This window comes from Phytohabitans sp. LZ39, assembly GCF_059359075.1.
Window position 1 is genome coordinate 249,293 of record NZ_JCADBM010000003.1, and the last position, 21,549, is coordinate 270,841.

The 21,549-nt window shown below is 71.2% G+C and carries 21 protein-coding genes; 7 read left to right on the plus strand and 14 right to left on the minus strand.

Going from position 1 to position 21,549, the window contains the following annotated elements:
* Positions 1-5 precede the first annotated feature (5 nt).
* Complete coding sequence (locus AC5L36_RS07665) at positions 6-2,093, minus strand: NPCBM/NEW2 domain-containing protein (RefSeq protein ID WP_441216884.1); 2,088 nt, start codon at positions 2,091-2,093, stop codon at positions 6-8.
* Between the two features lie 139 nt (positions 2,094-2,232).
* On the opposite strand from AC5L36_RS07665, the gene AC5L36_RS07670 reads away from it, so the two are divergent.
* Positions 2,233-5,253, plus strand: a complete 3,021-nt coding sequence (locus tag AC5L36_RS07670; protein ID WP_441216885.1) for an AfsR/SARP family transcriptional regulator — start codon at positions 2,233-2,235, stop codon at positions 5,251-5,253.
* Positions 5,254-5,619: 366 nt separating this feature from the next.
* Here AC5L36_RS07670 and AC5L36_RS07675 read toward each other — a convergent pair whose 3' ends face one another.
* Both AC5L36_RS07675 and AC5L36_RS07680 read right to left on the minus strand, forming a co-directional pair.
* Positions 5,620-7,107, minus strand: a complete 1,488-nt coding sequence (locus tag AC5L36_RS07675; RefSeq protein WP_441216886.1) for a cellulose binding domain-containing protein — start codon at positions 7,105-7,107, stop codon at positions 5,620-5,622.
* A gap of 67 nt (positions 7,108-7,174) precedes the next feature.
* A complete protein-coding gene (locus AC5L36_RS07680) occupies positions 7,175-7,657 on the minus strand; it encodes a MarR family winged helix-turn-helix transcriptional regulator (protein WP_441216887.1) in 483 nt (160 codons plus the stop codon).
* A gap of 71 nt (positions 7,658-7,728) precedes the next feature.
* Between AC5L36_RS07680 and AC5L36_RS07685 the strand changes: the two genes are divergently transcribed.
* The 3 genes from AC5L36_RS07685 (at position 7,729) to AC5L36_RS07695 (ending at position 10,615) form a co-directional block, all read left to right on the plus strand.
* On the plus strand, positions 7,729-8,760 hold the full coding sequence (locus AC5L36_RS07685; RefSeq protein WP_441216888.1) for an LLM class flavin-dependent oxidoreductase: 1,032 nt from the start codon (positions 7,729-7,731) through the stop codon (positions 8,758-8,760).
* Position 8,761: 1 nt separating this feature from the next.
* Positions 8,762-9,457 (plus strand): NADPH-dependent F420 reductase, encoded by a 696-nt coding sequence (locus AC5L36_RS07690; RefSeq protein WP_441216889.1) that lies wholly within the window; start codon positions 8,762-8,764, stop codon positions 9,455-9,457.
* A gap of 69 nt (positions 9,458-9,526) precedes the next feature.
* Positions 9,527-10,615: an ABC transporter ATP-binding protein gene (locus AC5L36_RS07695; RefSeq protein WP_441216890.1), complete on the plus strand. Its 1,089-nt coding sequence runs from the start codon at positions 9,527-9,529 to the stop codon at positions 10,613-10,615.
* Positions 10,616-11,458: 843 nt separating this feature from the next.
* Here the strand turns inward: AC5L36_RS07695 and AC5L36_RS07700 are convergent.
* Positions 11,459-11,971: a hypothetical protein gene (locus AC5L36_RS07700; RefSeq protein WP_441216891.1), complete on the minus strand. Its 513-nt coding sequence runs from the start codon at positions 11,969-11,971 to the stop codon at positions 11,459-11,461.
* Between the two features lie 173 nt (positions 11,972-12,144).
* On the opposite strand from AC5L36_RS07700, the gene AC5L36_RS07705 reads away from it, so the two are divergent.
* Complete coding sequence (locus AC5L36_RS07705) at positions 12,145-12,711, plus strand: DoxX family protein (RefSeq protein ID WP_441216892.1); 567 nt, start codon at positions 12,145-12,147, stop codon at positions 12,709-12,711.
* Positions 12,712-12,784: 73 nt separating this feature from the next.
* On the opposite strand, the gene AC5L36_RS07710 is transcribed toward AC5L36_RS07705, so the two are convergent.
* Positions 12,785-13,399, minus strand: a complete 615-nt coding sequence (locus AC5L36_RS07710; protein ID WP_441216893.1) for a dihydrofolate reductase family protein — start codon at positions 13,397-13,399, stop codon at positions 12,785-12,787.
* Positions 13,400-13,445: 46 nt separating this feature from the next.
* Positions 13,446-14,150 (minus strand): VOC family protein, encoded by a 705-nt coding sequence (locus tag AC5L36_RS07715; protein ID WP_441216894.1) that lies wholly within the window; start codon positions 14,148-14,150, stop codon positions 13,446-13,448.
* Between the two features lie 117 nt (positions 14,151-14,267).
* On the opposite strand from AC5L36_RS07715, the gene AC5L36_RS07720 reads away from it, so the two are divergent.
* The gene (locus tag AC5L36_RS07720) at positions 14,268-14,630 is read left to right on the plus strand and encodes a PH domain-containing protein (protein WP_441216895.1); all 363 of its coding nucleotides are present in this window, start codon (positions 14,268-14,270) and stop codon (positions 14,628-14,630) included.
* Here AC5L36_RS07720 and AC5L36_RS07725 read toward each other — a convergent pair.
* The 4 genes from AC5L36_RS07725 to AC5L36_RS07740 form a co-directional block, all read right to left on the minus strand.
* Entirely contained in the window at positions 14,627-15,403 is a 777-nt protein-coding gene (locus tag AC5L36_RS07725) for a phosphotransferase (protein WP_441216896.1), read from the minus strand. The two genes, AC5L36_RS07720 and AC5L36_RS07725, sit on opposite strands and share 4 nt — an antisense overlap.
* A 77-nt stretch (positions 15,404-15,480) precedes the next feature.
* Positions 15,481-15,927, minus strand: coding sequence for a hypothetical protein (locus AC5L36_RS07730; RefSeq protein ID WP_441216897.1), 447 nt, complete (start codon positions 15,925-15,927; stop codon positions 15,481-15,483).
* Between the two features lie 42 nt (positions 15,928-15,969).
* Entirely contained in the window at positions 15,970-16,113 is a 144-nt protein-coding gene (locus AC5L36_RS07735) for a hypothetical protein (protein ID WP_441216898.1), read from the minus strand.
* A gap of 134 nt (positions 16,114-16,247) precedes the next feature.
* On the minus strand, positions 16,248-16,604 hold the full coding sequence (locus AC5L36_RS07740) for a cupin domain-containing protein (RefSeq protein WP_441216899.1): 357 nt from the start codon (positions 16,602-16,604) through the stop codon (positions 16,248-16,250).
* A 127-nt stretch (positions 16,605-16,731) separates the two neighbouring features.
* On the opposite strand from AC5L36_RS07740, the gene AC5L36_RS07745 reads away from it, so the two are divergent.
* Positions 16,732-17,700, plus strand: a complete 969-nt coding sequence (locus AC5L36_RS07745; protein WP_441216900.1) for a serine hydrolase domain-containing protein — start codon at positions 16,732-16,734, stop codon at positions 17,698-17,700.
* 56 nt (positions 17,701-17,756) lie between these two features.
* Here the strand turns inward: AC5L36_RS07745 and AC5L36_RS07750 are convergent, their stop codons facing one another.
* The 4 genes from AC5L36_RS07750 to AC5L36_RS07765 are packed head-to-tail and all read right to left on the minus strand — an operon-like array spanning position 17,757 to position 21,375.
* On the minus strand, positions 17,757-18,428 hold the full coding sequence (locus AC5L36_RS07750; protein WP_441216901.1) for a response regulator: 672 nt from the start codon (positions 18,426-18,428) through the stop codon (positions 17,757-17,759).
* Positions 18,425-19,633 (minus strand): sensor histidine kinase, encoded by a 1,209-nt coding sequence (locus AC5L36_RS07755; protein ID WP_441216902.1) that lies wholly within the window; start codon positions 19,631-19,633, stop codon positions 18,425-18,427. The genes AC5L36_RS07750 and AC5L36_RS07755 overlap by 4 nt, the downstream gene beginning before the upstream one ends.
* A gap of 15 nt (positions 19,634-19,648) precedes the next feature.
* A complete protein-coding gene (locus AC5L36_RS07760; RefSeq protein ID WP_441216903.1) occupies positions 19,649-20,440 on the minus strand; it encodes an ABC-2 transporter permease in 792 nt (263 codons plus the stop codon).
* Positions 20,440-21,375, minus strand: coding sequence for an ATP-binding cassette domain-containing protein (locus AC5L36_RS07765; RefSeq protein WP_441216904.1), 936 nt, complete (start codon positions 21,373-21,375; stop codon positions 20,440-20,442). The genes AC5L36_RS07760 and AC5L36_RS07765 overlap by 1 nt, the downstream gene beginning before the upstream one ends.
* Positions 21,376-21,549: the final 174 nt, after the last annotated feature.

Genomic DNA, 21,549 nt, shown 5'->3' on the forward strand with positions numbered 1-21,549 from the left:
GGCCGTCAGCAGAGCAGGCGGGCGTCCGCCCAGTCGGCGTGGTCGTAGTCCTTGCCGTCGCCCGCGTCGGCCACGACAAGGCGCAGCGTCGTGCGGCCCGCGACGTCGACGTCGACGAGGACCGGCGACGCCGCGGTCACGGTCGGGCTCGTGTAGACGGTCGTGCCGTCGGCCACCAGGGAGAACACGGCACTGCCCCGGCCGGCGGTCTCCGCGTCGATGCCGGCCACCGCGGTGAAGCGGCTGCACCCGGCCACCCCGATCGCCAGGTCGGCGGCGGCGTGTACGCCGATGCCCTTTGGATAGAAGGCGCCGTTGACCGCCTGCACGCCGCCGTCGGAGGTGAGCTGCTCGCCGTTGGACTGGTCGCGCTCGGCACTGCCCCAACCGTTCGTGGACGACGACCAGGCGCGGTCGGAGGCGAACGAGCCGGCGCCCGAACCGCCGCAGACGAGCGTCGGGCTGCCCCAGTCGGCATGGTCGTAGTCGATGCTGTCGCGCGCGTCGGTCGCGCGTAACTCCAGGGCCAGATAGCCGCCGGTGGAGACCGCGAGTGTCGTCGGCGCCTGTCCCCCGCCCTTCACGACGGTGTGTCCGAGCAGCCGCCCGTCGCCGTAGACGGCGAAGCGCACCGAGCCGTTGCCGCCGCTCTCGGCGTCGACACCGACCCGCGTGCTGAAGGTGCGGCACGCACGGCCCAGGAAGACGTGGACGGCGGAGTCGGCGTGGGCTCCGATCCCCTTGGCGAACGTCGTGCCGCCGACGCTGATCGGGCCGCCGTCGCCCGCGCCCTGCTCCCCGTTGGACCGGTCGCGCTCGACCGGACCCCACCCGTTCGACGACGCGAGCCAGCTCATGTCGCCGACCTGGAGCGTGCCGGACGCCGGCGGCGCGGCCAGCGAGCCGGCGCGGGTCACCCGGTACATCACCACGCCGTGCGCGGGCACCGTCGCCGAGATGGCGCCGGCCGAGGTCGACGTGGCCTTCGACCACAGGTCCTTCACCGTGTACTGGCTGGAACCGCCGATCCCGACGCCGGCCGCCGTCGTCGCGACCGTGGCCGGCGCGCCGGTCCGGTTGAACAGCACCACGGCGGCTGACCCGTCGCTCATCGGCTTGGCCCACACCTCGGTCTCGCCGAAGTCGGCCACCCGGCGCCCTTGCGAGCCACCCCAGTCCTGGTTGACCGCCAGCACGTCGCGGTTGGCCACGATGGAAAGTGTGCTCGCGGACATCGAACGCAGGTCGTTGCCGAGCAGCATCGGCGAGGAGAGCAGCGCCCACAGCGAGAAGTGCGCCGTGTACTCCGCCTGCGTCATGCCGCCGTTGCCCACCTCGAGCATGTCGGGGTCGTTGTAGAAACCCTTGCGGGCGAACACTTCGAGCCCCGCCTGCTGGTCGAGGATCGAGGTCACGCTGCCCCACGAGTCGCTGATGTCGCCGGTCGTGCGCCAGGCCACCCCGCCGACCGTCGGGCCGAACAGCCACGGGTCGGCGAGGCCCCAATTGCAGATGCTGTACACAATGGAGCGTCCGGTGGCCCGCAGCGCCTCGCCCATGGCCCGGTAGCGTTCGGCGTCGGGCCTGTTCTGGTGGTTGCAGTTGTCGTACTTGAGGTAGTCGACCTCCCAGGAGGCGAAGGTCTGCGCGTCGACGGTCTCGTGGTCGAGGCTGCCCGGCAGACCCTGGCAGGTGGCCGTGCCGGCCGACTCGTAGATGCCGAGCTTGAGCCCGCGCGCGTGCACGTAGTCGGCGAGCGCCTTGATGCCGCCCGGAAAGCGGGTCGGATGTGGCTGGAGGCGCCCCTGCGCGTCGCGGGTGCTGGCCATCCAGCAGTCGTCGATGTTGACGTAGGTGTAGCCGGCCTCGCGCAGCCCGCTGCTGACCAGCGCGTCGGCGGTGGCCTTGATCAGGTTTTCGTCGATGTCGCAGCCGAACCGGTTCCAGCTGTTCCAGCCCATTGGCGGCGCGGCGATCGGACCCGGTGGCGGGGTCACCGCGGTGGCGCCTCCGGTGCCGGTCGGACCGGCGACGGCGGTGAGACTGGCGGCCGCCACGAGGATGGCGAGCGTTGCGGCGCGGCGTACGAACATCCGGACCCCCAGGACAAGAGAGCGCTCTCACACAGAGAGAACACTAAATAAAGTTAACCGTCAATACCTCCTTGCCCGAGCCGGTATCGTGGCCGGGGGACGACGGGGAGGCGAGGTGAGGTTTCTCATCCTGGGGCCGGTGAAAGTGGTGGATGGCGATCGCTCGATCGTCCCGACCGGCCGGCGACAGGCGACGGTCCTGGCGCTACTGCTAGCCAACGCCGGCCAGGTGATCCCGCTGGAGCGCCTGGTGGACGCGGTCTGGGATGACGACCCGCCGGCGACCGCTCGACGCCAGATCCAAAACGACGTATCGGCGCTGCGCCGCGCGCTGTCCGGCGGCGGCGCACGGGATTCCACCATCGTCAGCGACGGTCGCGGATACCGGATCGTGCCGCGCCCCGGCGAGCTGGACGCCCAGGTCTTCACCGACCTCGTGGCCGAAGCTCTCGACCAGGCCGGCCGGGCGGAGTCCACGGCGGCGGCCGCGAAGCTGAGATCCGCGTTGCGGCTGTGGCGCGGGCCCGCCCTGTCCGGCCTTTCCGGGCCGGCGATCGACGCGGTCGTGCTGCGCCTGGAGGAGCAGCGGCTCACCGCCGTCGAAGAGTGCTTCGACCTGGAGCTCGGCCTCGGCAGGGCTCGGGAGCTGGTGGGTGAGATCGCCGAGCTGGTCGCCGCGCACCCGCTCCGCGAGCGCCTGGTCGGGCAGCTCATGCTCGCCCTGCACGGCTCCGGCCGGCAGTCCGAGGCCCTGGCGGCGTACGACCGGCTGCGCGTCCGGCTCGCGGACGAGCTGGGCCTGACCCCGGGCTCGCCGCTCCAGCGGCTGCACACCGCGATCCTGCGCAACGAGTCCGAGGTGTGGCCGCGGTCCGAGACGCCCACCCCCGCCGGCGACGACGGCCCCGCACCGGAGATCCCCGCACAGCTGCCCGCCGACGTGCCCGGCTTCACCGGACGGGCCGACCACCTGCGCACGCTCGACGAGCTGCTGCCGGGACACCCGGGGCGAGCGGCGAGCACGGTGGTCATCTCGGCCATCGCGGGCACGGCCGGCGTCGGCAAGACCGCTCTCGCGGTGCACTGGGGCCACCGGGTCCGCGGCCGGTTCCCCGACGGGCAGCTGTACCTCAACCTGCGCGGCTTCGCCGGCGAAGCGCCGGTACGCCCGATCGAGGCGCTGGCACACATGCTGCGTTCACTCGGCGAGCCGGCCGAGCAGATCCCGGTCGACGTGCAGACGGCGGCCGGCCGATACCGGTCGCTGCTGGCCGACCGCCAGATGCTGGTGGTGCTCGACAACGCCGCCAACGCCGACCAGGTCCGCCCGCTGCTGCCGGGCAGCCCCGGCTGCCTGGTGCTGGTCACCAGCCGGGACAGGCTGACCGGTCTGCTCGCCCGTGACGGCGCCGAAAGCCTGCCCCTCGACGTGCTCAGCCCGGACGAGGCGCACGCCCTCCTGGCCGCGGTCCTCGGGCCGGACCGGGTGGCGGCCGAGCCGGCGGCCGTCGAGGAGCTGGCCCGCACCTGCTCCTACTTGCCGCTGGCGTTGCGGGTGGCCGCCGCCAACCTGATCTGCCACCCGTGGCCGAGCGTCGCCGACTACGTCACCGCGCTGCGTGAAGGCGACCGGCTGAGCGCGCTGGACGTCGACGGCGACGAGCAGACCGAGGTACGCCGCGCCTTCGACCTGTCGTACCGGACGCTGCACCCCGACGCCCGGCGGGCGTTCCGGCTGCTCGGGCTCGCTCCCGGGCCGGACATCACCGTCGAGGCGGCGGCGGCGCTCGCCGGCACCGACACGGCGCAGGCCCGCCGCCAGCTCGACAGTCTGGTCGCCGTCCACCTCGTCAACCATCCGGTCCTGGGCCGGTACAGCTGCCACGACCTGCTGCGCCACTACGCCGCCGAACGCGCCCACGCCGAAGACTCCGGCCACGACCGCCAGGCGGCGCTGCGGCGCCTGCACGACTGGTACCTGAACGGAGCCGACAGCGCGGCACGCATGCTGTACGGGCAGAGCATGCGGCTGCCGATGCCGGCCGTCGACGTGCCGACCCCGGCCGCCATGGCCGACGAGGCCGCCGCGCTCGCCTGGCTGGACGCCGAACGCGCCAACCTCGTCGCCGCGATCCGGCACGCCGCCGCGCACGGGCCCCGGTCCGGCGCCTGGCTGCTGGCCGACGCGCTGCGCGGCTACTTCTGGCTGGGCATGCACATCGTCGACTGGCAGGACGCGGCGAAGACCGCGCTGACCGCCGCCGAGGCGGAGGGCGACCTGCGCGCCCAGGCCGCCCTGCACCTCAGCCTCGGCGACTCCCACTACCGGCAGGGCCGGCGCGAGCTGGCCATCGCGCTGTACGAGCCCGCGCTGGCCCTCGCCGAACGGATCGGTTGGGCGCAGTGCGAGGCCGCCGCCACCTGCCAGCTGGGCGTCATGCACCGTGACTCGGGGCGGCTGCGGGACGCCGTCGACTACCTCGAACAGGGTCTGAAGCTGTGCCGCGCGAATGGGTGGCGGTTTGGCGAGGGGGTCACGCTGATCCATCTCGGACGCGCCTACCTGCACATGGGTCGGCTGGAGCGGGCGAGCGAGTGCTGCGCCACGGCGCTGACCATCAACCGCGCGATCGGATCGAGGCTCGGCGAGGCCACCGACCTCGGCTACCTCGGCGAGATCCGGCACGCCCAGGGCCGCCTCGACGAGGCGATGGAGTACCTCACCGAGGCACTGCCGCTTTTCCAGGAGCTGGGCGACCGCACCAACGAGGCGACCACCTTGCGCGTCCTGGCCGCGGTGCGGTGCGACGTCGGCGCCGTCGACGAGGCGGCACGGCTCGGCCAGAGCGCGCTGGCGTTGACCCGCGAGCTCGGCGAGCGCCGGATCGAAGCCGAGATCCTCAACACCCTCGGCGCCCTCGCCCACCGCACCGGCCGGCATGACGACGCGGCGCGACACCACGAACGGGCGCTGGCGCTCGCCCGCGAAACCGGAGACCGGCACCCGGAGGCGCTGGCCCTCGTCGGCCTCGCCGGTGCGTTCCGCGCGCTCGGCCGGCACGACGAGGCTCTCGACCACGCCTCGCGCGCCCTGGCGATCGCCCGCCAGCTCGAGTACGGGCTCGTCGAAGAACAGGCCCAAGCGCTCGTCGACGGGTGACCGCCCTCCCGCGTACCGGCGAGCCGGCACTCGGGAGGGCGACCACGATCAGGTGGCGAAGACCCGCCGCCGCGGGGTCTTCCTAGAGTCCACAGTAGAGGCCTCGCGACGACGTGATCACGACCTCCGACGTGTCGAACAGACCGACCAGGTCCACGTCGACGATGCTGCATCCTTCTGAGACGCGACATCCCGATCTTCCTCCTCAGTGGACGGACAGACTCTCAGCATCCGCGCGGAGGTTCACGAAACCGAATCATGCCGAACCTGTGAACGCCGCCGCCTACCGTGCGAGAAAGCGGAGGGCCCGGCCGGCTGCGCTCAGCCGGCCGGGCCCGTCAACGCGACAATCCGCGTCGGCGGTGGTCACCAGGTCAGTGGGAGGGTGGCGATGAAGGTGCCGAGCTGGTTGGCGATGACCTGGTGGTCCTGGCGCGACGGGTGCCAGTGGCAGCCGAGCAGGTCCAGGCCGGACTCGCCGTACGAGAAGTGGCGCACCCGGCTGTCGCCCTGGGTGTTGCGCTCGCGGACGACCTGCTGGGTGGCGTCGCTGAACGCGGTGGTGTTGCTCATGTAGGCGGAGACCACGACGATCACGGCGTTGGCGCCGTACCGGGCCCGTAGCTTGTCGATGAAGCCGTGGTACGCGGTGCGGTACGCGGCGATCAGGCTGTCCGGCGTCCACGGCTCGCCGGAGTTGATGGCGGTGGAGAAGTCGTTGATGCCGAGGCCTACCACGACGAGCTGTGGCCGCCAGCTGGCCGGCACGGGCCAGACGTCGCCGTCGACGGCGAGCAGCGCGCGGTCGTAGTAGGTGCGGTAGCTGGTCCCCGGTTCGCCGCCGTTGTAGTTGCGGACCATGCCGCGGCCGGAGAAGGCGTTGAGCTGGTAGTCGGCGTTGAGGCGTTTGGCGGTGATGGCGCCGAAGGTCTGGTCGGCGTTGGTGGTGCGGTTGACCTGGTCGCCGGTGCAGTCGCGGGTGGTCGACATGTTGCCGTAGCCGGCCGTGTGCGAGTCGCCGATGAACTCGATCTGCCGGGTACGCGCGGCGGGCTTGGCCAGGACCGCGCCGCCGGGTGCCGCGACGAAGCCGCCGAACGCGCTGGTGGCCCACGGGCTCTCGCCGCGCTTGACCAGGCGCACGGAGTGTTCGGTGTTGCCGAGGCCGTTGACCCAATGGGTGCCCTGGGCGGGGGTCACGAGCGTCGCGGCGGTCGCGCCGTCGACCTGGATCTCGTAGTCGCTGTTGGGGTCGTTGAGCACGACGCCGACACCGGTGCCGCGGACCCGACCCTCGAAGTAGACGCCCGGCCAACTGAACTGCGCGGTGTCGCCGGCCACCTTGACCCGGCCCGCCGTGTGCACCGAGGCGAGGCCGGTGGGAGGCGCGGTCGTCGGCGGCGCGCTCGTCGGCGGTGCCGAGGTCGGCGCGGAGGCGGTGGGGGTGACCGGGCCGTTGCAGGTCACGCCGTTGACCGTGAAGCCGGTGGCGAGCGGGTTGGTGGACGTCCAGGCGCCGATGAAGCCGATCGAGACCGTCGCGTTGGTGGCCAGGTTGCCGTTCCAGGACATGCTGGCGGCCGTGACGTGGCCGCCGGACTGGGTCCAGGTCGCGTTCCAGCCCTGGGTGAGCCGCTGACCGGCGGCCGGGAAGTCGAAGCCGAGCGTCCAACCGGCGAGCGGGTCGCCGAGGTTGGTGATCTTGACGTCACCCTGGAACCCGCCCTGCCACTGGCTGGTCACCGAGTAGTTCACCCGGCAGCCCGCGGCCGCGGCGGACGCGCTCGGCAGCACGGCCGCCGCGAGCCCGACCGCCACCGTGCCGGCCGCCAAGGCGGCGATGGAGCGCTTCATCCCGTCTCCTCGCATTGAAGATCTTTGCTGGAAGCGCTCCCAGTTTCACCGTTCGTGTTAACGCCTGTCAATGCGCTGAGTCGAGACCCACTCGCAGCGCCGTGGCGACCTCACCCGCGGCGGCGAGCTGCTCCGGTGTGAGCGCGTCGACGAAAAGCTCGCGAACGGCGCGCAGATGCGGATAGGTCGCGGCCCGGAACGCCTCACCGCCGGCCGGGTTGAGCACCACCTCCGCTCCCCTGCTGTCGGTGACGCAGTCTTCGCGGCGGATGAGCCCGCGCCGCTCCATCCGGCCGAGGTGGTGGGACAGGCGGCTGCGCTCCCAGCCGATGGCCGCCGCCAGGTCGGAGGAGCGCATCCGCGTGCCCGGCGCCTCGCTGAGCGCGAGCATCACCGCGTAGTCGCCGGGCGACAGCGAGGTCTCGCTCTGTAGCCGGGACGCTATCTCCGACCGCAGCGTCTCGGCGGTCTCGATGAACTCTCGCCAGACGCGCAGCTGCTCCTTCGTCGGCAGCTGGCGTCCCCTCCGGCGGGGTGTGTCCTGCGCCATGGGTCCTCCTTGTTGACGCGTCAACCACATGATACATAATTGACGTGTCATCTACTTGCGAGGAGCTTCTCATGTCCGACCTGGAGTTCGGCCTCGACACCTTCGGCGACGTGCCGGAGGACGACGCCGGCACCCTGCTGTCGCACGCCGCCGCGATCCGCCAGGTCGTCGACGAGGCGGTGCTGGCCGACGAGCTCGGCGTCGACGTCATCGCGCTGGGCGAGCACCACCGGCCGGAGTACTCGATCTCCACCCCGGAGACCGTGCTGGCCGGGATCGCCACCCGCACCGAGCGGATCCGGCTCGCGTCCGGCGTCACCGTGCTCAGCTCGGACGACCCGGTCCGGGTGTTCCAGCGCTTCGCCACAGTGGACGCGCTGTCCCGTGGCCGCGCCGAGGTCATCCTCGGGCGCGGCTCGTTCACCGAGTCGTTCCCGCTGTTCGGGTACGACCTGCGCGACTACGACAAGCTGTTCGAGGAGAAGATCGAGCTCTTCGTGAAGCTGCTGGACGAGAAGCCGGTCACCTGGAGCGGCACCGTGCGCCCCGCGCTCGACGCCGCCGACGTCTTCCCCAAGACGGAGTCGGGGCGGCTGAGCACGTGGGTGGGCGTCGGCGGCTCGCCGCAGTCGGTCATCCGCACCGCCCACTATGGACTGCCGCTCATGCTCGCCATCATCGGTGGCCCGCCCAAGCGCTTCGCCGGATACGTCGACCTGTACCGGCGCGCCGCCGAGCAGTTCGGCACCACCGCGCACCCGGTCGGCATGCACTCCCCCGGCTTCGTCGCCGACACCGACGAGGAGGCCAAGGAGGTGTTCTGGCCGCGCTACCGGGTCATCCGCGACCGCATCGGACGCCTGCGCGGCTGGCCGCCGGTCCGCCGCGAGGAGTTCGACGCGGACGTCGAGCACGGCTCCCTCTACATAGGATCGCCCGACACCGTGGCCCGCAGGATCGCCCGCACCGTCAAGGATCTCGGCGTCGGCCGGTTCGACCTCATCTACACCGCGGGAACGCAGCCGGCCGGCGCCCGCATGCGCGCCGTCGAGCTCTACGGCGGCAAGGTGATCCCGATGGTCCGCGACATCCTTGGCGGATGACGTGACGACCATCGGCATCCTCGGCGCCGGCAAGATGGGCACGGTGTTGGCCAGGCTCGCGCTGGCGGCCGGCTACCGGGTGCTGGTAGCCGGCTCCGGCGACCCGGCGAAGATCGCCCTCACCGTCGAGGTGCTCACGCCCGGCGCGGTCGCCACCACGGCCGCCGACGCCGCGGCGCGCGCGGACATCGTCGTGCTCGCTCTGCCGCTCGGCAAGTACCGGGGCCTTCCCGTGGAGGCGTTGCGCGGCAAGCTCGTCCTCGACGCCATGAACTACTGGTGGGAGGTCGACGGCATCCGCGACGACCTCACCGACCCGCGTACCTCGTCGAGCGAGACGGTCCAGGCGTTCCTGCGCGGCGCACGCGTGGTCAAGGCGTTCAACCACGTCGGCTACCACGACGTCGAGGACAAGGCCCGCCCCGCGGGACAGCCGGGGCGCGTGGCCGTCGCGATCGCCGGCGACGACCCGGACGACCTCGCCACGGTCGCCGACCTCGTCGACAGGTTCGGCTTCGACCCGGTCGTCGCCGGCCCGCTTTCCGCGGGCGTCCGATTCGAACCGGGTACCGAGCTGTTCGGCGCCGACGTGGACGCCGAGGAGGTGCGCGCCCGGCTCGACCGCTTCCCGAGCTCCGCGCGCGGGCGGACCGTCGTCCGCGCCCGCATGTCGCCTATCTCACGCCGCGCCACATGATCCGCCGGGCGTAGGCTCGGATCGGCGTAGTTGATACGTCAACTTCAATGGACGGAAGGGGCCACGACCATGGCTACCGTCAGGTTCGAAAAGGCCACCCGGGTGTACCCGGGCACCACCCGGCCGGCCGTCGACGCGCTCGACCTGGACATCGCGGATGGCGAGTTTCTTGTGCTGGTGGGTCCGTCCGGCTCCGGCAAGTCGACCGCGCTCCGGATGCTCGCCGGGCTGGAAGACGTCGACGAGGGCGCCATCTTCATCGACGACCGCGACGTCACCAACCTGCCACCCAAAGATCGGGACATCGCCATGGTGTTCCAGAACTACGCCCTCTACCCGCACATGACGGTGTACGAGAACATGGCGTTCGCGCTCAAGCTCCGCCACACGCCCAAGCACGAGATCGCGGAGCGGGTGAAGAAGGCCGCGGCGCTGCTCCAGCTGGAGGAGTACCTGGACCGCAAGCCCAAGGCGCTCTCCGGCGGCCAGCGCCAGCGGGTGGCGATGGGACGAGCGATCGTGCGGCAGCCGCAGGTCTTCCTGATGGACGAGCCACTGTCCAACTTGGACGCCAAGCTGCGCGTGCAGACCCGCACGCAGATCGCGACGCTCCAAGCCGACCTCGGCATCACCACTGTGTACGTCACGCACGACCAGGTCGAGGCGATGACCATGGGACACCGGGTGGCTGTGCTGGACGGCGGCGTGCTCCAGCAGGTCGACACCCCGCGGGCGCTGTACGACCGGCCGGTCAACGTGTTCGTCGCCGGGTTCATCGGCTCGCCGGCCATGAACATCAAGGCGGTGCCGCTGACCGACGAAGGTGGCGTGTTCGGCGGCATGGTGGTGCCGCTGACCGCCGAGCAGGTCGCCGCCGCCCGCGCCGACGGGGCCGCGCACGTGCGGGTCGGGTTCCGGCCGGAACACACCGAGCTGGTCGGCGCCGACGACGGCGGCATGCCGATCAAGGTGGAGCTCGTCGAGGAGCTCGGCTCGGATGCATACGTATACGGCACCGTGGCGCTCGAGGGACACGACGAGCGGTTCGTGGTCCGGGTCGAGCCGCGACGGGCACCGCAGATGGGCGAGGTCGTCTACGTCAAGCCTCGCGTCGGCTCACACCACGCTTTCCACGCCACCACCGGCGAACGGCTGTAACTAAAGACCTTTCACCGAAACCCCCGGCCGTCCACTGCCAGCTCCGCGAGACAAGCCCCGCCGGGGTCTTCGCGAGCCCTACCTCCCGCGATCCTGACGCAGGGTAGCCACCCAAAGGGGGCCAGACTCGAGATCTAGGAGACTTAGGGCTGAAATAGCGCCCCAACTCTCCTAGATCTCGAACGTCGCGCCGCGCACACCGCCGCAGCGGTTACCCGCCGCGACGAAACCCCTGTTGCTTTCCGGATCGCCGATCCGGGAATAGACATTGTGGACAAACGTCGACCACCGGCGCGACCAACAGCGGACGGGTGAGGCCGCGGGAGCAACGGCACGGACCACGACGCACATCGCCGTAGCTCAAACCTCTGTCTAAATAGGGCCGAAGCCACCCTGACCCCGAAAGGTCTCCAGAGCCTTGAGGACCGCTCGAAACGGGTATCCCGGATTCGCGTCAGCCGCGGACCGCCGCTCCCGCCGGAGACCGCTGCGGCCGGCGGCTCGCAGCACTCGCCGAAACCCCCGCCCTCCGCTGCCACGCCCGCGCGGCAAGCCCTAGTGAGGACACGACTGGTGGAAGCCTTCACGGACCGGCTGCGGCTGGTCCGTCGGGAAGGCTGTCGACTAAACGGCGCAAGGGCCCGGCGCAGCCGCCGGGGTAAGCGTGACCAGCGGCGGACGGGTGAGGCCGCGGGAGCAACGGCACGGACCACGACGGGCATCGCGGTAGCTCACATCTTTTGTCCAAAGAGGGATCCAGAGGCCAGAGCAACCCCGACTCCGAAAGCTCTCTAGTGCGTCGGCCGGCTTCGCCGGCTCGGGTGAGCGTTGGTGGCCACCGCGCTAAAGACCGGCCTGGACCCGCACGGTCTGGATGGCCTCCGCGATCTCCGCGTCGGTCAGCTCGACCCCGGGCCCGGGCCGCACCACCCAGCGCACCTCGCCTTCACCGCCGGCCGGCCGCCGCGCCGTCAGCCACCCGACCCGCACGAGCGTGGTCGCCCTGATCCGCTCGCGCGCGAGGTCGAGCAGCCGGCGGGCGCCCGGCGAGCGCAGCACCAGGTCGGGCGCCGCCGCCAGGCTTACCAGGTGGAGCTCGCCGCGGTCGGCGTCCCAGTCGGCCCGCTCGACCTCGTCCCAGCCGAGCCGGTGCCAGGCCGCGAACCCGCGATCGAGGTCCTGGTAGTGGACCGCGCCGGCGGTGGCGACCACCCGCCGCCTGGTCCCGGCGTCGCGCTCGCTCAACAGCACCCGCTCGCCCTTGGACAGCGCGGGACGCCGCCGACCGGCGGCTGCCGTGGTCACGCCCCACAGCCGGATGGAGGGCAGGTACGCGCGCATCGTCAGAGAACCCATGGTGACCTCCACCGAGAGGTGTTTGATGCTTCAACTACCTGGCGTCAACTCCGCCGCGTCCGTACGCATTCCCCCACTGCGGTTCAGTGGCCGGTTCCGTGGTGAACACGGATGTGGATCCGCGCCGCCCGACGAGAAGCTGATCTCATCAGCCACTCGTTAGGAGACAAGCCATGCACTCGCTCGCGGATGTCAGCGTGAACCCCGTCGCCGTCGAGAACCAGCGGCGTGAGCTGCGGTTGACCCTCAACGGCGTACTCTGGGCGCTCCAGATCCTCTGGGGCTTCTTCTTCGCCGGCAGCGGCTTCGGCAAGGTACTGCTCTACGACGCGGTCCTGTACGCGGAAGCGCCTCGGGCCGCCGCCTGGTACGCCGCGGTGCCGCAGCCGCTCATCGTCCTCATCGGGGTCTGCGAGGTGCTCGGCGGCATCGGCCTGATCCTGCCGGCCATCACCAGGGTCAAGCCGAAGCTGGCTCCGCTCGCCGCCGCCGGTCTGGCGCTGACGATGGTCCTGGCCGCCGGCTTCCACATCACGCGCGGCGAGTACGCGCTGGTGCCGGCGAACCTCGTCCTGGGAGCGGTCGCCGCGTTCATCGCGGTGGGACGGTCTGGCCACCGGCCCATCGCGCCGGCGCCGCCCACGACCCGGCGCGTGCTCACGTCGCTCGCGGTGCTCGTGGTAATGGTGCTGACCACGATCGTTCCGACCTGGTACACGATGACCCACGCCCAGTTCTGAGCCGTCTCGCTCCACGGCGCCGGCACGTCGATGGTCTCGACGTGCCGGCGGCTTCGCCGGCGCGGATCCCGGCTCAGACGACGTCGTACGTGAGGTGGGTCGCCGTCGTGGTGGCGGTAACGCTCCGCCGCACCAGCGTGCGCGGCGCGCCGCCGGTGAACAGCGGCGTCCCGGCCCCCAGCACGACGGGCGCGAGGTGCAGCGTCAGCACGTCGACAAGTCCAGCCGCGATCGCCGAGCCGATGACGGCGCCACCGCCCATCAGGACGACGTCGAGGTCCTGGCCGCTGGCCGACGACGCCTCCTCCGCACGCCGGCGCGCCACACCGATGGCGTCGGACAGACCGGTGGTGACGAACGTCCAGTCGAGGTTGGTGAGCCGCACCGACTCCGGCGGCGCGCTCGTCACGACGACGAACGCGGGCTTGCCGACCTCGCCGGCGCCGTAGCCGACCTCGTCGTCCCAGCCGCCCGGCCCGTCGACCACATCGAAGAGCCGCCGGCCGAGGACGACCGCGCCCGAACGGGCCGTCGCCTCGCGCAGGACCCGGCGATCGTCGGGGTCGTCGGAGAACGCCCAGGTGTGCAGCGCCTCACCCCCGGTACCCAGACCGTTGTCCGGGCCCGGGTCGGGCCCGGTGACGAAGCCGTCGAGGGAGACCGAGATGTCCGCGATGATTCGAGTCATGTCGGGTAAGACGCGATCCGCCAGGCGGACTCATCGCTCGCGGTGGTCATCTCACCCGCACCGAGAACTCGTTACCGTCGGGATCGGCCAGCCACACGGCGCCGTCCGGACCGGCTGGGAGGCGGGTGGCCCCCAGCGACACCAAGCGGTCGACCTCGGCCTGCTGGTCGTCACCGCCTGCGACGAGGTCGAAGCACTGCCGGTTTTTCCCGACCTTCGGGGCCACGGGCGGGCCTCCCCACGCGACCTTGGTGCCGCCGTGCGGTGACTGGATCGCGGTCTCCTGGTCCTGGTCCCACACCAGGGGCCAGCCCAGCGCCTCGCTCCAGAACAGGCCGACCTGCCGGGTGCCGTCGCAGGCCAGCTCACCGAGCAGCCCGCACCCGGCGAGGAAGGCGTTGCCCGCTTCGATCACGCAGAACTCGTTGCCCTCGGGATCGGCCAGCACGACGTGGCCCTCCTCGGGGAGCTGTCCGACATCGAGGTGGGCGCCGCCGAGCCCCAGCGCCGCCGCCACCTTGTCCTGCTGGTCGGCGTCGGTGTCGCTGGTCAGGTGGAGATGCATACGGTTCGGCCCGGCGTTCTCACCGCGGCTCGGGACGAACCGGAGGCCGAGCTGGGTGTCGTCGCCGGGCAGGAGCGCACCACCGGCGTCCTCGACGACCTCCCGGCCGAGCATGCCGGCCCAGAACTCCGCCAGCCGAGCCGGGTCGTGCGCGTCGAAGGTCACCGCCAGCAGTCGCGAAATCATCACCGCACCGTAGACAAGGGACAGCCAGACGACAAGGAACCGAGCCGGCGCCTGCGGTATCCAGAAAGGCGCGGCCGCGCCCGGGGCTGGTCGCGCCGTGACGCTACCGTCGAGGTCATGGCACAGGTGATCCACGACCGACGTGAGCAGCTACGCCAGATCCGGAGCGGCCTCCTCGACGGCGAGGAGGTCATCGCCGTCTACGACGCGATCGGTGCCGGCACCGGCTTCATCGGCCTCACCACGCGGCGCGTCATCATCCAGGACAAATCGTTCGTGGGCAAACGCGTCGCGATCACCAGCATCCCGTACCAGAAGGTCACGAGCGTGAGCGTCGTGAGCAACAAGTCATGGGGCGGCGAGTTCTTCTCCACCGGCTCCATCGCGATCAACGTGGGCACCCACACGTACGAGGTGGAGTTTCGCGGCGCGCAGAAGGCCCACCACGTACACAACGTGATCCTGCATTACATTTCCTAACAGTGCGTCCAGAACGTGTGCGGCAACGCCTCGAGGTCCGTGGCGGCCGACTCGAAATAGCGCGCGACAAACAACAGTCTGGCCGCAGCCTGGTCCCCTTCGTCGGCCATCCGGCGGATCGCCGCGGCTTGACGGCGGGCCCGCCGCACGATCACCGCTCCGAACGCCGCCCGGTCTCCCTGGTACCCGTACGCGTCCAGCAACAGATGCAGGCGTCGGGACCGGCCTGCGAAGTCGTGGAAGCCCAGCGGCTCGACCGCCTCCGGCGGGCACAGCGGCACCCACCACAACGCGGACAGCGCCAGATCGAACTCCCGTGAGGACGGGCCCGCCGCACCCCAGTCGCAGAAGCCGACCAGCCGGTCACCGTCCACCACCGCGTTGTACGGCGCGGCGTCCTGATGGCCGACGATCAGGCCCGGCCGCACCGCCTCACCGATGAACCACCGCTCCCCCGCCGGCGGCACGAAGCTCGCCGTCGCGTCGTGCAGCCGCCGCAGCCAGCGACCGACCTGGACCAGGATCGACTCCGCGGAGACCCACCGCGGCCACGGAATCCCTTCACCGACCGTGTCGCCGGGCAGATAGGTGACCATCTCCCGGCCCTGGTCGTCGAAGCCGAGCGCCCGCGGAGCGCCGTCGAACCCGACACCCTCCAGGTGTCGCAGCAGCGCGTGCACCGTCGCCGTCGACGGCGCGGCAGGCTTGTGGACCACATCGCCGATCAGCACGGCGCCCGTGGTGTGACCGCCCGACAGCCGCACCTCACCCATCCGTCGTGTCTACGCCAGACGCCCCGACGATCGGAACCGATTTTCCGCCGGGCGCCGCCGCACCTCGGGCTCGGCGGTCACGGCTTGTGGTAGGCGGTCCAGCTGTTTCCGTCGTCGCCCACGTAGTAGTACACCAGGTATACGACACCTTCCCGGCGCTTCGCGGTCAGCTCCGGCCCGTCGCCCTGCGTCTGCCTGCCGCCGAACTCCTCGAAGCGCATCGTCACACCGGACGCCGCCTCGCGGACCGTCTCGATCTCCCAGGTACCGCTGCCGTCGAGCCGGTCGCGCGCGGGGTCGAAACCGTCGGGCACCATGGACGCGAACGCCTCGCGCGGGAGGTCGGCCGCGGAAAACCTGCCGTCCTCGGCGAAGGTGATCGTCCGCGACGCGCCGCTCTGCCAGGTGCCCACCACGTCGGCCGGCTTCAGGACCACCGACTCGCCGTAGTCGGTCAGCGCCTCGCCAAGGCCGCAGGCACCCACAAAGACCACGAGCACCGTGTACAACAGAACCCGCCGCATGGCCGCCCATTATCGCGGGCCCTCGGAGGCGGACGCGACCGCTCAGAGGCGGTCCAGGACAAGCTCGTGGATCGCGTCGAGGAGGTCGTTGTCGCGCTCGGAGTGTGCGGTGACGGTGACCGCGGCGCGGCGGCGCGGGCTGATCACGGCGTACCCGGTCGTCCGACCGAAACCGATGTACGGCATCCGGCACACCCTCCCGATGGACCACGATGCCGTACGTCGAGGCGGCGTTCCCGATCGGCCTCGACGAACTCCCGCAGAAGATCATTTCCCACCCCGGAAGGATACGAGCGCCCACCCTGCGCCTGAGTGGCCGGTCAGCCCATCTGGGACTTGACGTGGTCGATCACCTTCTTGAACTCTTCGGTCGGCGAGAAGTCCACGTACTCGCAATCCTCGAGGGCCTCCGGCACGTGACCGGGGGGCCAGTAGAACGCCTGCCCCTCCTCGTAGATCTGGTCTCCTTCTTTCGTCCGCATCCGCAGCCGGCCCTTGAACAGGTATCCCCAGTGCGGGCATTGACACATGTCATCGGGCAGCCCTTTGACGGCCGGCGTCATGTCGGTGCCCTGCGGGAGCCGGACGAACGCGACGGTCAGGTCGCCGCCGACCTCGCGCATACGCAGTTCCACACCGCCACCCTCGATCGCCAAGGGCGTCTCGTTTCGGGTCATCGCAGTCATGGTTCCTCCACAACCCATCCGCGCGGCAGCCTGGTTCGCGCGGCTACCTTCCACGCTAGGTACGAAGCGGCCGGCGGTCTGAAGATCGCCAAGATTGCCGAGGCCTAAGCTGCGTGGCGTGGACGGTCTGACGGTTCCGGCGGATTTCAGCGGCGTGATCTCGGTGGACCGCGCCGGCGGGCCGTCGTCGCGGCGGGCCTACGGTCTGGCCAACCGGGCGTACGGGGTGCCAAACCGGGACGACACCCGCTTCGCGCTCGCCAGCGGTTCCAAGGGTTTCGTCGCGGTCGCCGTCGCGAGCCTGATCGAGTCGGGCGACCTGCGGCTGGACACGACCGCCCGGTCGATTCTGGGCGTGGACCTGCCGCTCGTCGCCGCCGACGTCACCGTCGAGCAGTTGCTGGCGCACCGGTCGGGCATCGGCGACTACCTCGACGAGGACGGCGACTTCGAGCTCACCGACTACGTCCTGAGCGAGCCGGTGCACCGCCTGGACCGCACCGAAGCGTTCCTGCCCATGCTCGACGGCCGTCCCACGGTGTTTCCGGCCGGCGAGCGGTTCAAGTACTGCAACAGCGGATACCTGGTGCTCGCTCTCGTCCTCGAACGCGTGAGCGGCATGCCCTTCCACGACGTGGTCGCCGCGCGGGTGTTCGGTCCGGGCGGCATGGCCGACACCGCCTACCCGCGCTCCGACGAGCTGCCGCCGAACACCGCTACCGGCTACCTGTACGCCGACGGCTTGCGCAGCAACGTGCTGCACCTACCGGTACGAGGCAACGGCGACGGCGGGGCGTACAGCACGGTGGCGGACATCAGCACGTTCTGGCGCGCGCTGTTCGCCGGCGCGATCGTGTCACCGGCGTCCGTGGCCGACCTGGTCCGCCCGCGCACCGAACGGGCCCACAAGGATTTCGGGTACGGGCTCGGCTTCTGGCTGCGGCCGGACGGGCGCGTGCAGCTCGACGGCCACGACGCCGGGGTGTCGTTCCGCTCTGTCCACGACCCGGACACCGCCACCACCTGGACCGTGGTCTCCAACTGGTCGGGCGGCGCCTGGCCGGTCGCGCGCCAGCTCATCCGGTGACGCGCCGTCAGGTTTGCCGGGTGTGGACGAGGCCGGCGGGCGCTGAGGAGCCGCGGTCACGAAGGACCGGAGCGGGCGAAGCCCGTCTGGTAGGCCAGGACGACGAGCTGGGCGCGGTCGCGCGCGCCCAGCTTGGCCATGATCCGGTTGACGTGCGTCTTCGCGGTCAGCGGGGAGACGTAGAGGCGTTCGGCGATGGCGTCGTTGGAGAGTCCGGCGGCGACGAGGGTGAGCACCTCGCGCTCGCGTTCGGTCAGGGCGGCCAGCTCGGCGGGTGCGGCGCCGGTGGTGGGTTCAGGGCTGGCGAGGTACCGGGCGATGAGGGCTTTGGTGGCTTTCGGCGACAGCAGCGCCTCGCCGCCGGCGACGACCCGGATCGCGTCGAGCAGGTCGGCCGGCTCGACACCTTTGCCGAGAAAGCCGCTGGCCCCGCCGCGCAGGGCTTGGAAGACGTACTCGTCGGCCTCGAACGTGGTCAGGATCAGCACCCGTACCCCGGCCAGGGCGTCGTCGGCGGTGATGGCCCGGGTCGCGGCGAGGCCGTCCAGGTCGGGCATGCGGATGTCCATCAGGATGACGTCGGCGCGGGTTTCGCGGGCCAGCCGCACCGCCTCGTGCCCGTTCGTCGCCTCGCCCACGACGTCGAGGTCGGGCGCGTTCTGGATCAGCATGCGGAAGCCGGCCCGGATGAGGGCCTGGTCGTCGGCGAGCAGGACGCGGATGGTCATCCGGCGGTCTCCATCACGGCGACGTGGCCGTCGGTCGGCAGGTCGGGCAGGGGCAGCCGGGCCTCGAGGCGGAAGGTGCCGTCCGGGTCGAGCCCGGCGTCCAGGGTGCCACCGACGGCGTGGGCGCGTTCGCGCATGCCGGTCAGCCCGTTTCCGGTGCCGGCGGCCGCGGACGGGCGGCTGCTCACGGCGTTGCGAATCTCGATGCGCAGCGCGTCCGGCCGGTAGTCGACCAGCAGCCGGGCCCCGCCCGCGCCGTGTTTCTGGGCGTTGGTCAGCCCTTCCTGGATGATCCGGTACGCGGCGATGTCGACGGCGATCGGCACCGGCCGCGGCTGGCCGGCCTGCCGGTGCTGGACCCGCAGCCCGGCGGCGGTCAGCGACTCCACGAGGTGCCCGAGGCGGGAAAGGCCCGGGACGGGCTCGGTGGGTTGCGCCTCGTCCCCGGACTGGCGCAGCACGTACAGCAGGGAGCCCAGCTCGTCCAGGACCGTGCGGCCGGCCTCACGGATGTGGCCGAGCGCCTCGTCGGCCTGGTCGGGCTGGCTGCGCAGGACGTGGCTGGCAACACCGGCCTGGATGTTGATCAAGGCGATGTGGTGCGCGATCACGTCGTGCAGCTCCCGGGCGATGCGCAGTCGCTCCTCGGCGACCCGGCGGCGGGCCTCCTCCTCCTTGGTCGCCTCCGCACGGATCGCCCGCTCCTCGGTCGCGGCGAGGTAGTCGCGCCAGGTGCGGACGGTGCCGCCGATGGCGGCCGCCATGCCGGTCCAGGCGATCGCACCCAGGCTCTCGGGGTCGGTGAGCGAACCGATCGTGACGGCGTTGATCGCGTACAGGCTGACGGCGGCGACGAGCGCGGCGACGAGCGCGACCCGCCGGCTGGCGGTCCGGGTGACGGTGTAGACCGCGATGATCGCGGTGACCTCGAGTATCGGCGTCCGGTCGCCGGACGCGGCGGTGACCGCGATCTCACCGAGGATCGCGAGCGCCAGCACGGCCAGCGGCGCCCGGCGCCGGGCCAGCAGGAGTACGAACGCGAACACCGCGGCCACCGCGTCGGCGCCGGTCGGCTGGCGGTCGTCGGGGCCGAAGCCGAGCACGAACGGCAGCGCGCCAACCCCCGCCACCAGGGTGGCGAGGGCGGCGTCGAGCAGGTGTGGGTGCTTGCGGTTCAACCGCCGCAGCCACGCCAGGCCGATCATGTGTTCACCGTACTGTCACGCGTCGCGGCGCCGGAGCAGGACGGCGGCGCCGGCCAGGAGTACCACCACGTAGCCGGCGAAGACCGCCAACCCGGGCCAGGCCGACAGCGACGGGCTTGCCGCCTCCACGGCCATGAACGACCCGGCGGCGTTCGAGGGCAGGTAGGGCGAGATGGCGTCGTTCCAGCTGGCCGGCAGGAGCTGGATGAGAATGGGCGCCACGAACAGCGCGCCGACCACGGTCGTGATCGCGCCGGCGGTGTTGCGCAGCAGCGCGCCCACGGCCAGACCGATCAGCCCGGCACCGGTCAGGTAGACCGCCGCGCCGACGACCGCGCGGAACACCCCGGGATCGGCGAGCGTGACGCTGTCGAAGCCGCGGGAGGAGAGGATCGCCTGGCCGGCCAGGAAAGCCACCATCGACGTGGCGAACATCAGCACGAAGCTCACCGCGGCGAAGACGATCGCCTTGGCCCACAGCACCGGCAGGCGGGCCGGTACCGCCGCCAGCGTTGCCCGGATCATCCCGGAGGCGTACTCGCTGGTGCTCATGAGCACGCCCAGTGCCGCGATGGAGAGCGCGGCGAGCATCACCCCGTTGAGGCTGATCGCGGCCGGGTCGCTGAAGTCGTCCTGGCCGGGACCGTCGTCCGCGGCGCTGATGACGCTGGTGATGAGCGTCCCGATCCCGATCGTGAGCAGCGCCGTGATCGCCAACGTGTAGATCGTGGAACGCAGCGACCAGAACTTGATCCACTCCATGCGGACTACCCGCGGCGGTGTGACCCGCAGGTCGGTGGTGGTCATCAGTTCGTCCTTCCGGCGCTGGCCAGCGCGTCGGTGCTGGCGTGGTACTCGACGGAGTCGCGGGTGAGCTCCATGAACGCCTCCTCCAGCGAGGCCTCCCGCGGCGACAGCTCGTGCAGGACCACGCCGGCGGCGGCCGCGCGCTCACCGATCTCCGCGGCGTCCAGCCCGGTGACCTCAAGGACGCCTGGTTCAGCGTTGGTGACCGTGACGCCGTCGCCCAGCAGCACGCCGCGCAGGCTCGCGGCCTGCGGCGAACGCACCCGGACGCTGCGGCTGGACGCTTGGCCGATGAAGTCGGCGATCGGCCCGGCGGACAGCAGCCGCCCCCGGCCGATCACGATGAGGTCCTCGGCGATCAGCGCCATCTCGCTCATCAGGTGTGAGGAGACGAAGACCGTCCGGCCCTGCCCGGCCAGGCTCTTGAGCAGGTTGCGGATCCACAGCACGCCCTCGGGGTCCAGCCCGTTGACCGGCTCGTCCAGCATGACGATCCGCGGGTCGCCGAGCAGCGCCGAGGCGATGCCCAGCCGCTGCCCCATGCCGAGCGAGAAGCCGCCGGCCCGCTTGCGGGCCACGTCGGTCAGCCCGACCATGTCGATGACGTCGAGCACCCGGCTCTTGCCGATGCCGTTGCTCGCCGCCAGGGCCAGCAGATGGTGGTACGCCGAGCGCCCCGGGTGGATCGCCTTCGCCTCCAGCAGCGCCCCGATCTCCCGCAGCGGCGCCTTCAGCTGCGCGTACTGGCGGCCGTTGACCCGCACCTGACCCGCCGTGGGCCGGTCCAGGCCCATGATCACACGCATCGTCGTCGACTTGCCCGCCCCGTTGGGGCCGAGAAAGCCGGTGACCACGCCCGGCCGTACGGCGAAGCTCAACGAGTCGACCGCGAGCTTCTCGCCGTACCGTTTGCTGAGCTCGTTCACCTCGATCATGTGCCACCCTCCAGCTGTCTCACTCGATGTGGCTCAAGATTCGTCGCAAGATCGGGCGGCGGCATCGTCCAGCCGCAGACACTCCGGCGTACTGCGATCGCGGTACACCCCCTACGGGTGGGGGTTCCGATTCAGTAGTCAGCTGCCATCAGCCGCAGGACGACAGGCACGGGT

Excerpts from the sequence above, each read along its gene's own strand:
- AC5L36_RS07665 (WP_441216884.1), bottom strand. The coding sequence starts at position 2,093 with ATGTTCGTACGCCGCGCCGCAACGCTCGCCATCCTCGTGGCGGCCGCC.
- AC5L36_RS07675 (WP_441216886.1), bottom strand. The coding sequence starts at position 7,107 with ATGAAGCGCTCCATCGCCGCCTTGGCGGCCGGCACGGTGGCGGTCGGG.
- AC5L36_RS07680 (WP_441216887.1), bottom strand. The coding sequence starts at position 7,657 with ATGGCGCAGGACACACCCCGCCGGAGGGGACGCCAGCTGCCGACGAAG.
- AC5L36_RS07685 (WP_441216888.1), top strand. The coding sequence starts at position 7,729 with ATGTCCGACCTGGAGTTCGGCCTCGACACCTTCGGCGACGTGCCGGAG.
- AC5L36_RS07695 (WP_441216890.1), top strand. The coding sequence starts at position 9,527 with ATGGCTACCGTCAGGTTCGAAAAGGCCACCCGGGTGTACCCGGGCACC.
- AC5L36_RS07700 (WP_441216891.1), bottom strand. The coding sequence starts at position 11,971 with ATGGGTTCTCTGACGATGCGCGCGTACCTGCCCTCCATCCGGCTGTGG.
- AC5L36_RS07705 (WP_441216892.1), top strand. The coding sequence starts at position 12,145 with ATGCACTCGCTCGCGGATGTCAGCGTGAACCCCGTCGCCGTCGAGAAC.
- AC5L36_RS07710 (WP_441216893.1), bottom strand. The coding sequence starts at position 13,399 with ATGACTCGAATCATCGCGGACATCTCGGTCTCCCTCGACGGCTTCGTC.
- AC5L36_RS07715 (WP_441216894.1), bottom strand. The coding sequence starts at position 14,150 with ATGATTTCGCGACTGCTGGCGGTGACCTTCGACGCGCACGACCCGGCT.
- AC5L36_RS07720 (WP_441216895.1), top strand. The coding sequence starts at position 14,268 with ATGGCACAGGTGATCCACGACCGACGTGAGCAGCTACGCCAGATCCGG.
- AC5L36_RS07725 (WP_441216896.1), bottom strand. The coding sequence starts at position 15,403 with ATGGGTGAGGTGCGGCTGTCGGGCGGTCACACCACGGGCGCCGTGCTG.
- AC5L36_RS07730 (WP_441216897.1), bottom strand. The coding sequence starts at position 15,927 with ATGCGGCGGGTTCTGTTGTACACGGTGCTCGTGGTCTTTGTGGGTGCC.
- AC5L36_RS07735 (WP_441216898.1), bottom strand. The coding sequence starts at position 16,113 with ATGCCGTACATCGGTTTCGGTCGGACGACCGGGTACGCCGTGATCAGC.
- AC5L36_RS07740 (WP_441216899.1), bottom strand. The coding sequence starts at position 16,604 with ATGACCCGAAACGAGACGCCCTTGGCGATCGAGGGTGGCGGTGTGGAA.
- AC5L36_RS07750 (WP_441216901.1), bottom strand. The coding sequence starts at position 18,428 with ATGACCATCCGCGTCCTGCTCGCCGACGACCAGGCCCTCATCCGGGCC.
- AC5L36_RS07755 (WP_441216902.1), bottom strand. The coding sequence starts at position 19,633 with ATGATCGGCCTGGCGTGGCTGCGGCGGTTGAACCGCAAGCACCCACAC.
- AC5L36_RS07760 (WP_441216903.1), bottom strand. The coding sequence starts at position 20,440 with ATGACCACCACCGACCTGCGGGTCACACCGCCGCGGGTAGTCCGCATG.
- AC5L36_RS07765 (WP_441216904.1), bottom strand. The coding sequence starts at position 21,375 with ATGATCGAGGTGAACGAGCTCAGCAAACGGTACGGCGAGAAGCTCGCG.